The sequence below is a fragment of the Paenibacillus etheri genome (assembly GCF_001012825.1).
GTDB lineage: Bacteria > Bacillota > Bacilli > Paenibacillales > Paenibacillaceae > Paenibacillus_AQ > Paenibacillus_AQ etheri.
The window spans coordinates 1-14,320 of the sequence record NZ_LCZJ02000019.1 but is presented as its reverse complement, the minus strand read 5'-3'; the positions used below and the strand labels follow the sequence as shown (position 1 = coordinate 14,320).

At 42.4% G+C, this 14,320-nt stretch carries 11 protein-coding genes and 2 pseudogenes; 2 read left to right on the top strand and 11 right to left on the bottom strand.

The features are described from left to right. Window positions 1-80: 80 nt before the first annotated feature. The 3 genes from UQ64_RS09695 to zwf all read right to left on the bottom strand — a co-directional run bounded on the left by UQ64_RS09695 (window position 81) and on the right by zwf (window position 3,395). Window positions 81-725: a class I SAM-dependent methyltransferase gene (locus tag UQ64_RS09695; RefSeq protein WP_245237914.1), complete on the bottom strand. Its 645-nt coding sequence runs from the start codon at window positions 723-725 to the stop codon at window positions 81-83. 168 nt (window positions 726-893) lie between these two features. Then, complete coding sequence (gnd, locus tag UQ64_RS09690; protein WP_060623294.1) at window positions 894-1,787, bottom strand: phosphogluconate dehydrogenase (NAD(+)-dependent, decarboxylating); 894 nt, start codon at window positions 1,785-1,787, stop codon at window positions 894-896. A 72-nt stretch (window positions 1,788-1,859) separates the two neighbouring features. Next, window positions 1,860-3,395 carry a glucose-6-phosphate dehydrogenase gene (gene zwf / locus UQ64_RS09685; RefSeq protein ID WP_060623293.1) on the bottom strand — a complete coding sequence of 512 codons (1,536 nt, stop codon included), beginning with the start codon at window positions 3,393-3,395 and terminating at the stop codon, window positions 1,860-1,862. Between the two features lie 581 nt (window positions 3,396-3,976). Here zwf and UQ64_RS09680 point away from each other — a divergent pair. Beyond that, window positions 3,977-4,864: a fructose bisphosphate aldolase gene (locus UQ64_RS09680; protein ID WP_060623292.1), complete on the top strand. Its 888-nt coding sequence runs from the start codon at window positions 3,977-3,979 to the stop codon at window positions 4,862-4,864. A gap of 198 nt (window positions 4,865-5,062) precedes the next feature. Here UQ64_RS09680 and UQ64_RS09675 read toward each other — a convergent pair whose 3' ends face one another. Beyond that, complete coding sequence (locus UQ64_RS09675; protein WP_060623291.1) at window positions 5,063-5,425, bottom strand: DUF1304 domain-containing protein; 363 nt, start codon at window positions 5,423-5,425, stop codon at window positions 5,063-5,065. A 467-nt stretch (window positions 5,426-5,892) separates the two neighbouring features. Between UQ64_RS09675 and UQ64_RS09670 the strand changes: the two genes are divergently transcribed. Beyond that, window positions 5,893-6,390: a DUF559 domain-containing protein gene (locus tag UQ64_RS09670; RefSeq protein WP_342447584.1), complete on the top strand. Its 498-nt coding sequence runs from the start codon at window positions 5,893-5,895 to the stop codon at window positions 6,388-6,390. Between the two features lie 177 nt (window positions 6,391-6,567). On the opposite strand, the gene UQ64_RS09665 is transcribed toward UQ64_RS09670, so the two are convergent. The 7 genes and pseudogenes from UQ64_RS09665 to UQ64_RS09635 form a co-directional block, all read right to left on the bottom strand. Next, on the bottom strand, window positions 6,568-7,623 hold the full coding sequence (locus tag UQ64_RS09665) for a glycoside hydrolase family 76 protein (RefSeq protein WP_060623290.1): 1,056 nt from the start codon (window positions 7,621-7,623) through the stop codon (window positions 6,568-6,570). Window positions 7,624-7,656: 33 nt separating this feature from the next. Further along, window positions 7,657-8,544, bottom strand: a complete 888-nt coding sequence (locus UQ64_RS09660) for a carbohydrate ABC transporter permease (RefSeq protein WP_060623289.1) — start codon at window positions 8,542-8,544, stop codon at window positions 7,657-7,659. A gap of 33 nt (window positions 8,545-8,577) precedes the next feature. Then, window positions 8,578-9,465, bottom strand: coding sequence for a carbohydrate ABC transporter permease (locus UQ64_RS09655; protein ID WP_060623288.1), 888 nt, complete (start codon window positions 9,463-9,465; stop codon window positions 8,578-8,580). Window positions 9,466-9,530: 65 nt separating this feature from the next. Beyond that, window positions 9,531-10,835 (bottom strand): annotated as a pseudogene (locus UQ64_RS09650) (ABC transporter substrate-binding protein). Window positions 10,836-10,878: 43 nt separating this feature from the next. Then, window positions 10,879-12,144, bottom strand: coding sequence for a glycoside hydrolase family 125 protein (locus UQ64_RS09645; RefSeq protein ID WP_060623287.1), 1,266 nt, complete (start codon window positions 12,142-12,144; stop codon window positions 10,879-10,881). A gap of 484 nt (window positions 12,145-12,628) precedes the next feature. Beyond that, window positions 12,629-13,039, bottom strand: a complete 411-nt coding sequence (locus UQ64_RS09640; RefSeq protein ID WP_245237913.1) for a DUF1579 family protein — start codon at window positions 13,037-13,039, stop codon at window positions 12,629-12,631. Window positions 13,040-13,654: 615 nt separating this feature from the next. Then, window positions 13,655-14,320 (bottom strand): annotated as a pseudogene (locus tag UQ64_RS09635) (MerR family transcriptional regulator); the annotation flags it as partial.

The window sequence follows — 14,320 nt, the reverse complement described above, 5'->3', positions numbered from 1 at the left end:
TAAGAACATACTAAGCCTAATTTAAAAAATGCCGTTCCCCAGTGAACTATGGGTGACGGCATTCGTTTTATTTTTCATCCTTATCTTTCCGTAGAAACCTGAGAAATTGATATTACATCTACGGAAGGATGAATATGATCTGCCTGCTTTACTTGTGTAGAAGCCTTCTTCCTACAAATATAAACAAAAGCTGGCGGGAAATTTAACAGCACCCATTTAACACTCAAAATATCAAAATGCTGTATTAAATCCTTCTTCATTTGAGGAAAATATTCAAAAGTGATGAACCAACCGCCCTCTTTTAGAGAAGATATGATTTGTTCAATGTAAAGCGTCCGATCTGAGGCTGAGAAATTCCTAAAAGACAAACTGCTCACGATGCAGTCTAATTTTTGCAATCTACTATTATGAAGCGCTAGCCGAAGCCGCAAACAATCGTTATAAAAAATACGGTCAGGGAATTCAAGTCTTAGTTGATGACGAAAATCAGGATCCTTCTCAAACAGGAGCGTATTATTCCCAGTCTCTTCCCTGCTTGGAATAAATCTTGTGATGGCTCCAGTGCCCGCACCCAGCTCAGCTATATTATGCATTTGTTGCCATGGAATGATGCCGATCATCGTTTTTGCAAGCCAACGCGAACTGGGAGTAACGCTTCCTAATTGTCGGGGCGCATGCAGAAATTTATACAGAAAATGAAGTCTTTCTTGCATTCCGCTTCGCATGTCAACTCCCCCTTATATCGTAATTTCCCCATCTATCTCTAAAATATGTTAATAAGATTAAAGTCGTACTCGATCTATTCTCTCCATTTATTAATTTTTGCAAAACAAAAGCCCAAATTTCACCGCAGAATACATTGCGTGGAAATTCGGGCTAATGTTTAACTTTAGTTACTTCGATTCAACGGCATGTCCACCAAATTCATTCCGAAGCGCAGCCACTACCTTACCAGTGAAGGTATCGGTCTCAAGTGAACGGTAGCGCATTAATAACGCCATCGCGATCACTGGTGTTGCGGCTTGCAAATCAAATGCAGTTTCGAGCGTCCATCTGCCTTCACCGGAGGAGTGCATAATCCCTTTGATTTCATCCAATTTAGCATCTTTCGAGAACGCACGTTCAATCAGTTCCATCAGCCAAGAACGGATGACAGATCCATGATTCCACACCCGAGCGACTTCCTCAAAGTTGTAATCAAACTCACTCTTCTCCAGCACCTCAAAGCCTTCACCGATGGCAGCCATCATGCCGTATTCGATACCGTTATGCACCATTTTCAGAAAATGGCCGCTACCAGCTTTGCCGGCATATAAAAAGCCGCTTTCCACAGCCGTATCACGGAAGATGGGCTCCACAACCTCCCAAGCTTCAGGATCTCCACCAACCATGTAACAAGCGCCGTTACGTGCGCCTTCCATCCCTCCAGATGTACCTGCATCCATAAAGCTTATTCCGTATTCCTTCAATTGCTCATATCGGCGAATAGATTCCTTATAGTGCGAGTTTCCTGCTTCAATAACGATATCTCCTTTAGATAACAAAGGTGTGATCTCAGCAATGACAGAGTCCACAACCTGATGTGGCACCATGATCCAAATGATTCTAGGCGTCTCCAATTGTTGCACCAGTTCAGTAAGTGTTACTGCTCCTTTAGCGCCCTTTGCTTTCATTTCCTCCACAGCAGGTGCATTCAAATCAAATGCGACAACCTCATGTCCATGATCCAACAAATTCTGGCCTAAGTTGAAGCCCATTTTCCCTAATCCAACTAATCCTACTTTCATGCAATTCCCCTCCGATATATAGATTCTTGTGATGTAATTTCTCCTAAATTGGTAAAAAAAACAGGCAGGGGCTTAAGCCCCTGGCCGTATAGATTCTTGCGTTGCTGCAACTTCTGCCTGAGCAGAGAGAACTTCTGTATCCTGATCTGCCTCATCGAACCACCAGCGATCTTCACCCAATAGCTCCATAGCTGCATCGGGACCATATGAACCTGATGCATAAGTGTGAAGTGGCATAAGCCCCTCTTCCATCGCTTCCTGGATAGGTGTAACCCACTGCCAAGACAGTTCAACTTCTCTCCAGTGAGCGAAGAAGGTAGCATCTCCACGAAGTGCATCGAAGATTAAATTCTCGTAGGCTTCCGGAACATCTGAAGTACCCGCTTCATAAGTAGCTAGGACTGGCTCAAGTTTTCCTTTTTGCAGCTGATCTTTCGTGTTAAGTTGTAGCGTAATAGCTTCATTCGGTCCAATCTCGATAATCAGTAAATTCGGTACATCATTTCCTTTATTCAAGTTATTACTATCATTAAACGGTTCTTTAAACTCAATCACAATACGTGTGGATTTCTCCTTCATTCTCTTACCCGTACGAACATAGAAAGGCACTTCATTCCAGAGCGGATCATCTATAAATAAACGCGCTGCGATAAACGTCTCATTTTGCGAGGATTGGTTAATTCCTGGCTCATTCAAATAACCCGCAACAGAGTTACCTTTCATTTCACCCTCTGCATATTGTCCACGGACAACATGTTTATTAACCTCATCTTTGCTAATTGGAATGAGATGCTCCATGACGTATCTTTTCTTACCACGAATCTCTTCAGGTGTGCTGCCTTTAGGAAGCTGCATCGCCATCATCATAAGCAATTGCAGCATATGGTTCTGGAACATATCACGAAGAGCACCAGCTTTGTCATAATAGCCTGCCCGTTCTTCAACGCCGACAGTCTCACTCGCTGTAATTTGAACATTCGCGATATATCTGTTTTTCCACAGCGCTCTTAGCACTGGATTAGAATACTTCAGGACTTCCAAGTTTTGCACCATCGGTTTCCCTAGGAAGTGGTCAATCCGGAAGATTTCTTCTTCTGTAAATACGGCATTCAAGCTATCATTCAGCTCTCTTGCTGATTTCAAATCTGTACCAAAAGGCTTCTCAATAATTAGACGCTTCCAGCCTTTCGTGGAACCCAGACCGCTGGAGTGAATATTAGCTGCGATTTCCTTGAAGAACTCAGGACCCACAGACAAATAGAACATCCGATTCTCCGGAATATTGAACAACTGTTCGCGACGTTTAACATGCTCCAGCAGCTTAAAGTAATCTTCTGTATTCCCTACGTCTAGAACACTATATTCAAAAGCTTCCAAGAACACCTGCAATTGCGGTGAGTCAACCGCTGGTTGTCTAGAAAAAGTCTGTAACGATTGCAGTATTTGCTTACGGAAGGCTTCGTTCGAAACTTCTCTTCTTCCTAATCCAATCACGGAGAGAGGACCTGAAATTTGACCATCTAAAAAGAGGTTATATAGTGCAGGATAGATTTTACGTTTTGCCAAATCTCCTGTAGCGCCGAATAGCACAAATGTCGATGATTCCACTTTCATTCCTCCTGTTGTTATATATTATTTATATACTTACTTTTAATTACTAACATACTCAGTAGAATCAATCATACGACTGATATTTTCATACGTCAACCTCATTTCGACATTTACGAAAAGTTATTATTTTCACAAAGCTACGAATTGGTAATTATGATTTATGTCACAAAGAAAATCTTATTAGATTATTCGTATTAAATTACTCGGATATTCTCGTTAATTAAAGGAAAATCTCAATCGCAGCGCGGCTTTAGCCAATCTGATCCACACACTCCGATTAAAAAAATCATCACAACAGCTATTTTGAAACAAGAATAAAATTTCCAGTCGCCACCTTTACTCGTCCTCTCTCGTATCGAATTCGATTTTAATCTCAACTTAGATGTTAAGTATAAAAAAGGTCATCTTCGAGGAAGATTATCAGAGAATGTTTCAGAGGGACTAGCGCAGACAACTTTTGATGGCGTTGACAGCCTACTGAATATCCATTCCTCTTTGTTTAAGGCCAGTATTTTAAGTTTTATAATTAAAGAACGCATGAATTTCCATTCAGTTCACGAAAGGAAGGAGATTTTCTCATGAATATGAAGCAATGGGATCGAATTCGAACGGGACAGGGATTTATAGCTGCCTTGGACCAAAGTGGTGGAAGTACACCTAAAGCGCTGCTGCAATATGGCATTACAGAGGACAGCTACTCCAATGAAGATCAAATGTATGCAATGGTTCACGAGATGCGAACGCGCATTATCAAGAGCCCTGCATTTGATTCAAAGAATATACTGGGTGCAATCCTATTTGAGAACACAATGGATCGCCTCATTGACGGGCAATATACAGCCGATTATCTATGGGAGAAAAAAGGCATTGTGCCTTTTTTAAAAATCGATAAAGGACTCGCAGAGCCAGAAGATGGAGTACAACTCATGAAACCTATTCCCGGCTTGAATGATCTTCTGAAGCGAGCCAACGAACGGAATATTTTCGGGACCAAAATGCGTTCGGTGATTAAAGAGGCCAATCCATCTGGTATCAAAAAAGTTGTTGAACAACAGTTTGAAGTCGGTAAGCAAATTTTAGAAGCGGGACTGGTTCCGATCATCGAACCGGAGGTTGATATCCACTCTACTGATAAAACAACGTCGGAGAAGCTGTTAAAAGAAGAACTTTCAGCTCAATTGTCTAAGCTGGGTAAAGACGTGAAGGTCATGCTTAAGCTCTCCATACCCACAGAGAATAACTTCTACCGCGAGTTAATGGACGATCCTCACGTTTTAAGAATTGTCGCTTTGTCCGGCGGTTACACTCAAGCGGAGGCCAACGATAAGCTTGCTCATAATCAAGGATTAATCGCCAGCTTCTCGCGTGCTTTATCGCAAGGACTAAGTGCCGGGCAGTCTGAAGAAGAGTTTAACGCGCTCCTCTCCAAATCTGTAGAAGCGATTTATGCTGCCTCTATTCAATAAGCACTCTTCCTTCGTGAAGACGTCCGACATAAAAAGGGCTGTTTCACTGACAGGTAATTCCTGACGGGAAACAACCTTTTTTCAAAAAATCCGGATTTACTTTTCAACGCTATTGCTTGCAAGATGATGGTTGCTGCTTCTGCACGATTCAAATTATTGTATCAACCGTATGTCATCCGAAAGGAAAATGAACTTATCTTAAATCGAAACTACTAGTATTAAAGCGATGAAAGCTGGAAGGCCTTGCATAAACAAAATAGATTTTTTCACCGTCAGTGCACCATAAATCGCCGCCACTATAACAGTGCTGAGGAAATAGATTTCAATTTGGTGGCCGAAATTTACATTCGGATGAACCAATCCCCAAATTAAACCTGCCGCCAAAAATCCATTGTATAACCCTTGGTTCGCTGCCAGAGTTTTAGAAGCATCCGCAACTTCCTGTGTCATTCCAAAGACTCGAAGACCTTTTGGCTTTGACCAAGCGAACATTTCTAAATAAACAATATAAATATGTATTAATGCAACGAAACCGACCATGATATTACCTGCTATGATCATTAGATTAACTCCCTTTAATTTATTTTGTACACAATTTAATTGTATCACATATTAATTCAAAAATGTACAATCTATCATCATTTTCATAATAAGGTCACTCAAATTTCCTGCCTAGTAATCAACAATAGAATGTATAAATCAAGCTACTGATTTAAGGAGTTTTTAAAATCCTATTAGTCTGGTCAACTAATAGATTCTTAACTATAATTAAATGTACGAGACGAAGAACGTCCCGATTCATTCCTTTTTGAATGGATCGGGACGTTCTTTTTTTGATTAAGGGGGAAAGATTAAAGATGAACTTCGAAACGGCGCATGCTTCATTTATTCAATACCATTTACAAAAAAGATCAGGGGAACGCAAAGGTCGCTTAGAACGAGGACATCGGGAAGCCTAAATACTGTTTTGCCGTAACGTTTGGTGGTCTCTACGATTAAATTTTGACGATCTGCATCCAGAATTCGAAGTGCTCGATTGGCGGGGTCACTCCTATTTCTGTGACTTTGCTTATATAACTCGGAATGTGAAGCTAGTCATCGAAATCAAAGGTTTTGGTCCACATGTTCGAGATATGGACAGAATTAAATACTGCAATGAACTGAACAGAGAAACCTTCTTATCGGCAATGGGATTTCAAGTCATTTCATTTGCATATGACGACGTCGCTAGTCGTCCCGAGCTCTGCATGACACTAATGCGAATGCTGCTTAGTCGTTATCAGACGGAGTCTTCTCCAGTAAGCGTGGAGAGCGTGGCAGAAAGGGAAATCATCCGACTTGCCTATACGCTTGCTCGCCCGTTACGCCCCATTGATGTTGAGATTCATTTAAGTATAAATCATCGATCAGCCGTTCGAATGCTACATTCCCTCTGCACTAAAGGGCTGCTCTCACCTGTAACCGGACCAGAAGGTAAATACGTTGTGAAATATGAACTCCAGCCCAATGCGATGAACCGATTGTAGAAATCCTGCAATTTTACATCTTTTAGGTTCTATATTCATCCACGGATACCATTGGTTCATGATCCCCATCTCAGTATTATAATAATTACGTTCTAGACATTGTTGGAACCACTCGGACTTTTCCTGCCAACTGACTGCTTCTATGCTTTCCTTTGCTTGTGTCATTTAGAACTCACCTCAACTCTGATCCTTAGTCAATTCAGCCATCTTCTCCAATAACTTCATTGCACTAAGTTGGGAGCTGAGCTGAATTACACCAGTAGATAACAAAGTCCAATCTGTACCAAACAAAGCTGCGTCCTCTGACTTTCCTTGCTCCCAGAGAGATTCAGCATTCCTACGCAGAAAATCGACAGCTTCAACAGCTGCGGCATCAGCTTTGACCCATTCAGCTGTATATCGAATCAGGATTCCTTTAAACAGTCCCGCATCACCATTTCCTTCGTCTGGAAGTACACCGCCCTTAACCTCAGCAAGCTCATGAGCAGCAGCGGAAAAAGTTAATCGAGCATCCTCTAAATAGGATTGATTCTTAGTGATACGATAGAGCTCTACAGCTGCGCCAATATAGACACCTTGGTTATAGGAGTATTTCCAATCCTTATCAATCTGACCATCGCCAGTGCGATTCATGCCATCCCATACAAAACCCGTCGTCGGGTCTACCAAATGTTCTTTTTGCCATCTATAAATTTTTAGTGCCCATTCTAGATTTTCAGCTTCTCCGAAGGCTTGATACAAACGAGCTGCCAGAATAGCTGCCGGTGCATTGGCAGGTGTATTTTTATAATCTAACTGTGTCTTCTGCCAAGCAATCCCACCTCCCATATGCTCGTTCCAGCCTGTCTGAATGTCTTCCCATAAAAGAAGTGCTGTAGCTTTATATGCTGCTTGGCCAGTTGCTTGATAGGCACGGAGCCACGCGAGAGCCATCCATTCCATATCATCATACAACTCGTTGGGCCATACTCCGCCATTTCGTCGTAAAAGACCTTCATGAAGTGCGGTAAGCCGTTCAGCATACCCATTCTCACCCGTTCGTTGTAATCCATCTACCAATACATCCACAGCATGGGCCATCCACCAATAATGAAAAATGGTATTACATTCTCCGTTCGGACAAGGTGTTTCTATATTGTACATTTTGATCGCTTCATTCCAGAATAATGAATCCAGTGCAGCTTGTGCTTGATTCGCCCGTGCCTCCCAAATCCCTATTTCCAATTGGTTCATATAGACTCTCTCCCTGGTTCGAATTTCATAGCATTAACCCTTGATACCACTGAAGGCAATCCCCTGCACAAAATAACGCTGAAGTGCTAGAAAGAGCACCAATATCGGCAAGATCGCAACAAGCGCACCAGCCATCATTGGACCGTAATCCGTTTGAAAATTATAGGAGAAGGCTTGAAGTCCCATCTGGATCGTCGCTTTATCCGGGTCATTCAGCACAATCATGGGCCATAGGAAGCTGTTCCAGCCCGCTTGAAAAGTAAAGATACTTAAAGTAGCCAGCGCCGGTTTAGTCAGCGGCAAATAAATCCGCCAAAATATTTTAAACTCTCCACAGCCTTCAATCCGGGCCATTTCCATCATGTCACTAGGCAAGGTGAGAAAGAATTGCCGCATAAAGAACACAGCAAAGGTTCCAGAAGCGCCCGGAAGAATAATCCCCCAGAATGAGTTCATCAGCCCGTTACCCCCGCTGCCAAAAATATCGTTGCCTCCGAAAAATGGAATATGACGCATAACATAAACCGTAGGAATCATCGTCACAATGCCTGGTATCATCATCGCCGCTAGCAGTACGCGGAATATTGGCTTATTGAGCTTAAAATTCAGCTTTGCGAACGCGTAGCCACTGATAGAACCAAAAAACAGATTCGCCAATACACCCGCTACAGCAAGCACAAGCGAATTCCAGAAAAAGAGGGCAAATGGAGCCGTTGTAAATGCCTTACGATAATGCTCTAAGGTCAAATGTGAAGGAAACCACCGAATGGGCATGGCGAATATCTCTTCGTCAGGCTTCAAAGATGTAAGAACACTCCAATAAAAAGGTAGAAACATTACGATGGCAATAACAATGCACACTATATAATAAATAGATTTACTTAAGCTTCTTTTAAATAACGAACTTCCACTAGTATCCATACCTCTATCCCCTTTCTGCATGACAAGCCCAGCTTATACAATGGACTCCTCCGCCTTAGTGATCCGCATGTTTATAAGTGAGAATATGAGAATCGCCACAGCAAGCACAAATGCTTGTGCAGAGGCATATCCCATTTGCAGCTGATTGAAGCCCTGCTGATAGATCAGATAGACCGGAGTCTTCGTCATATTCGCCGGACCACCCTGCGTCAGCACAAAAGCTTGGTCGAACAACTGTAACGCGCCAATGATTGCCATCGTGCTGACTAGAAAGGTAGTTGGACGTAGTTGCGGCCAAGTAATATAACGGAAACAATCCAGTTTATTGGCACCATCCAGCCGTGCGGATTCATACAAATAGTCAGGCACGCCTTGTAGACCTGCCAAGTAGATAATCATATTAGAACCTACCGACTGCCAGAGGGTAAGCATGATAATGGACAACATCGCCGTTCGGGTCTCGGATAACCAAGCTGGACCTGTAATCCCAACATAGGACAACAAACCGTTAACCAAACCAAACTCAGGATGCAAAAGCCATATCCATACGGTAGCAGCAGCAACGGCGGATGTAAGGGTTGGCAAATAATTCAGTGTGCGGAACAGCTTTACCCCACGCCAGGAACGACTAAGTAGAATCCCGAGGAGAAGCGAAATCAGAATATTAAGTGGAACGAAAATGATGGAATACAGAAATACATTTCGGAATGTTTTCCAGAGCAAACTGTCCTCTATCAAACGGCGATAGTTATCAAAACCGATCCAATCATTTCTACTAAGTACATCGTAATTGGTAAAGCTTAAATATAGCGCCATTACCACAGGGATGACCGTGAATACTGTAAATAGCAACACCGTGGGTGTAATAAACAGATAAGCCGTCCGCGCCTGATGTTTCTCTAGCTTTCTGATGGAAGCCATTTCAGCTACCCCCTCCTAAGCAAAAGGGAGGCAAAACCTCCCCTTTACTTCAAATGTCTTACTTATTACTTCACAACTTCATTATCCTTAAGCATTTTGTCGCCTTCTTCTTGCGATTTCTTTAAGGTCTCATCAATACTCATCTTGTTTTGCTGGTTAAGCTATAAATTAGGTGCCAAGGCGTCGGTTTCCATCACGGAATAACCAGGGTGGTTTGGACGGACCTTAGCGAACTCCAACGTTTCTAGAAACGGCTGCCACTTTGGATCATCCTTGAAGAATGGATCTTCCATTGATGGCTTATAACCTGGCAGATTAAGACTAGTCTTGGCCCAGAGCAAGGCGTTATCCTTGTTCGCCGTCCACCATTTGATGAACTCCCACGCCTCTTCCTTATGTTTGGAGCCTTCTGGAATCACTAGACCAAATCCACCCATCACACTGCCTTTATCCCCGCTTGGACCAGCTGGAGGAGGAACGATCCCATAATCCAGATCTTTACCATATTTGTTATAGGTGCTGAGCATCCACGGGCCGGAATACAGCATAGCAACTTTACCTGTAACAAAAGCATCTTGCCCTTCCCCAAGTCCAAGCTCGAACCCTACTTTATACACTTTATCCTTGTTCATCAGGCGATCCCAGAATTCTAGCACTTGCTTGCCTTGCTCATTATTAAAATTGGTCTTTCCATCCTCTGTAAGCATGGAGCCACCAGCTTGTTGGAGATACATATTAAAAAGCCCCAAGTCTCCCATTGAAAAACCTGCGATTTCTAATTTATTACCGTTCCATTTGGTTAGCTTGGTAGCTGCGGCCTCTAGCTCATCCCATGTTGTCGGAGGCTGAAGTCCCGCATCTGCGAGAAGCTTCTTATTATAGAAAAGAGCTCGGGCATCTACCGTAAGCGGCAGCCCATATAATTTATCATCATACGAAAGCTCCCTAAGGGACTCGCTGTAGAAATCATCTTTGGAAATGCCGTCACGCGTTAAGTATTCGTCAACCGGATGCAGTACGTTCTTCGGGGCATACAGTGATGTTCTCCAACGATCCCAAAACAGTACATCTGGAGTACCGCCATTGGTCGCGGAAGTCAGGAATTTCGTGATCATATCCTGTTGCAGCACATATTTTACGTGAATCTTATCCTGCGATTTATTAAAAGCATCCACCATGGTCTCGAATTGCTTCTGCCCCTCACCGCCCCAATCTCCCCAGAAGGTAAGCTCCGTCTTTTTCCCAGTACCGCTCCCAGCTTTGCTTGTATTTCCGGTCTCTTTACTGGCAGATCCGTTATTGCCACCGCAGCCCGTAGCAAGTGAAGCTGTCATAACCAAAGCAAGTGTGGTAACCAGCCATTTTTTCATGTTCTCTATCCCCTTTAGAGTCGATTTATAAACCTTGTAGACATCAACTTCGCTTAACTTGCATCCCACAGTGCATAAGCAGCAGCTCGCAGAACATCATATTTGCCCAAGAGAACCACGGACGTGTAAATTCATTCGGGTTATCCACATGGAACCCTTCATGCATAAATCCGGTGCCCGCATCCGTCTTCTCCAGCAGATTAAGCAAGGATTCCTGTTCTGCATTGCTAGTAGATGTCATTCCCTGAATCGCTAAAGCAATAGGCCAGATATAACGACTAGGCGTATGTGGACTTCCAATGCCAGCAGCCGCCTTTCCTGCGAAGAAATAAGGATTATTGCTGCTTAAAATAAGCGCACGGGTATTTTTGTAGATAGGATCATCGGCACTCACATAACCCAAATACGGGATAGAGAGCAGACTCGGCACATTTGCATCATCCATCAAATTCACCTGTCCACGGCCATCTACTTCATATGCATAGACTGACCCAAACTCTGGATGGTCTACGATTCCATATTGGCTTATCCCCTCATTAATCTGTTCAGAAAGTTTCCTAGCTTTCAATTCCAGTTCCTGATCCCTTAGTATCTCTCGGGCAATTTCACACACATACTCTAAAACAACCACAGCGAACATATTGGCAGGAACCAAATACCCGTATTCACAAGCATCATCACTAGGACGAAATCCGGACCATGTCATTCCGGTATAAGCCGTCAACGTCCCTTTGCCTTCGCGTGTTAATGTATCCGTAGGTGGACAGTTCATCCGCTGAAAAAGATATTTGGAATCGCTCTCATGATTCTGTTCGGTATTCCATAATGCAATGATTCTTTCTACACCCTTTACAAATGAATCATTAAACTGACTAGTTCGGCCCGAATTCTTCCAGAGCAGATAACTCAGTTGGATCGGATAGCATAACGAATCAATTTCATATTTTCTTTCCCATACACCCGGGCTCATCTCCGTAAGATCCTCCTGATGGCCATTCCCATTCCCTTCTTCATTGAACGCGTTCGCATAAGGGTCAAGCTGAATGCAGGCGAATTGTCTTTGCACAAGTCCCTCAATCATGTGCGCAATTTCTTCATCCTCGGAGGCAAGGATCAGGAAAGGTCTAACCTGAGCAGCGGAGTCCCGCAGCCACATCGCTGGAATATCTCCGGTAATGACAAAAGTGGTGCCGTTCGCCATTCGTTTTAAGGTTGTATTCCAGGTATTAGCCATACATTTCTCGAACATCTCTGCTAATTTTGGACGATCGTTCAGCTGTGCTTTTACATTAGATGCCAGTTTCTTCATCGACTCAGGGATTTCTCTGGTTGCTTTCAGTTATAATACCCCCTTTTTCTTTTTCCTTTGAAGCGCTTTCACAAATTAGTATATTGTCATGTAGTTAGTATGTCAATATGTTTATTTATCAATAATGATATATCAACATTTCTATAATGATAAACATCTATCTAAAATAACAAAAAAACCCATCCCAAAAGATAGGTTTTTATATCAACTAATTTATGGATAATAGTACTAAACTAATTGTTGAAAGCAAATAAAGTATTAGACTGGGGTCGTTGATTTGATGCGGTTTCAGAGTTAAAAAACTTCAGGTGTTTAAAAATAAGTTTTAGCTGAACGAGAAATTAAAGTCTTAGACTGCCGCTGCTTTGTTGAACTAACGTTCCCGTTAGTCTAACGATACAAGCAGGGAACTTCAGATTCTTACTTGTTTGTGTTTAGTTCTCATATTAAGCCCCGAAACTTAATATGTTTTGGTGATTTTCAGCTAAACGACTTTTGTCAACTTGATATCCATCCAAGGTATCCAACTGTCATCGTCGCCCGACAGCTCCCAACTGCCGGTTAAGGTGTTGCTGTCATCACTAAACATACCTGTAAAGCGCTCCGATTTTCCTGCAATGGTCCAGACTGCATCGAGCAAATTTGCTTGGTACGTTCCGACGCTGCCTCGGTTGTCATACGAGTGCGTGAAATACGTCTGGCTTGCAGTATCATAACCTATGATCTCGATGGCCCTAACCTCTTCGTTCCCCATATAGCCATCCACGTGGTGAATAAGGAAAAACCCACCAGGCAGCCATTCATAGATATCAGTTGCCTTCAACTTGGCAGCCGGCCCCGACGGGCTCGCCTTAATCAGTCCTTCCGTATTCCATTTGCCTACGAATACACTCAAGCGATTGAGCGCAGGATCCGGGTTGGGAGGATCGTGTGGAGCAAGGGAAGCATCCTTTTCTGACATTAATTAAGTTCCTCCTTTATCATCAGAGCGGTTGCCACTCTGCATGAATGAAATGATAATTTACTACTTTTATTCTATCATGCTACAGGTGATGTGGTTTCTTATCGATTGCTATTTTCAGAAGTCGAATCACCTCTCTGCGGACATCGACAAGCGCCTCACCCCAGGTACTCCTTATATAGTCATCAGGGTTGTCATTTATCTCAATTTCTCAAATTCCATCACGTCATTTTTATCACTTTTTCACCCTGTTACTCGTTGTGGCATTAAGCTAATCTGCCCGTAACTTCAATGATAAAATGGAGCAGCTGCCACGGCAAACTACTCCTTGTATCGTTAAACTAAAGTATCCGTTAGTTCAATCGTGTAAGACTCCGTAGAACTCTTTTATCTTCAGCCAAGACTCATACCAAAATGTTTTCGATTTATATGGTATGGCAATCTCTATCTGTTCATCATTTTTTATTATAAAAACTGCATGATCTGTGGCTTTCAAACTATCTCCAAAACCAAAATATGCCCTTCCTATTTTCAGCCGAATTTTCCTGTTCACGATTGAGATATATGATGCATAATAGCACTGTGTAGAAAATCTGCTAAATCCTCATTGCTATATTGATTAAAGTAGTTATTGAATCGTGCATCGAATTTGTAAGTATCGGCAATGCAAGCCAGTAGCTCTGTATCACATGGCATGAATTGCATTAGATTTTTTTCCACTCCTCGATTAATCGCTGAACTTCATCGGAGGAAGGATGCTGATCGACACAAGACGCAATTTGCTTGAATACTTCCTCCTTCGATTGAAAACGTTCATCTTTTTCATCTTGTGATAGTTTATCCAACGTTTCATTAAACACATTATACGCTTCTGTTTCACCATAGATGAATCTCGCCTCATTTGCATATTGTTCTTTAATGGCAAAACGGAAGAATTGTTGAAAATTTGCAAATTACTAATATTATTCCCCGAAACGTATTCTTCGAGAGCAACCATGATGGTTTCTAGTCTTTGTTTTCTTGAAAATAAGGTTTGTCTCTGCTTCTTTAATATTTGATTCTGTTCTTGCCTGGTCAGCTTTAAAATGTCCGCAATTTCTTTCAAGGAAAAATCCAATTCCTTTAAGAACAAAATCGTTTGAAGTTTTTCCAAACTGCTTCGATCATATAAGCGATACCCTTTTTCCGTCAGATGTGTCGGTTTAAATAAATCAA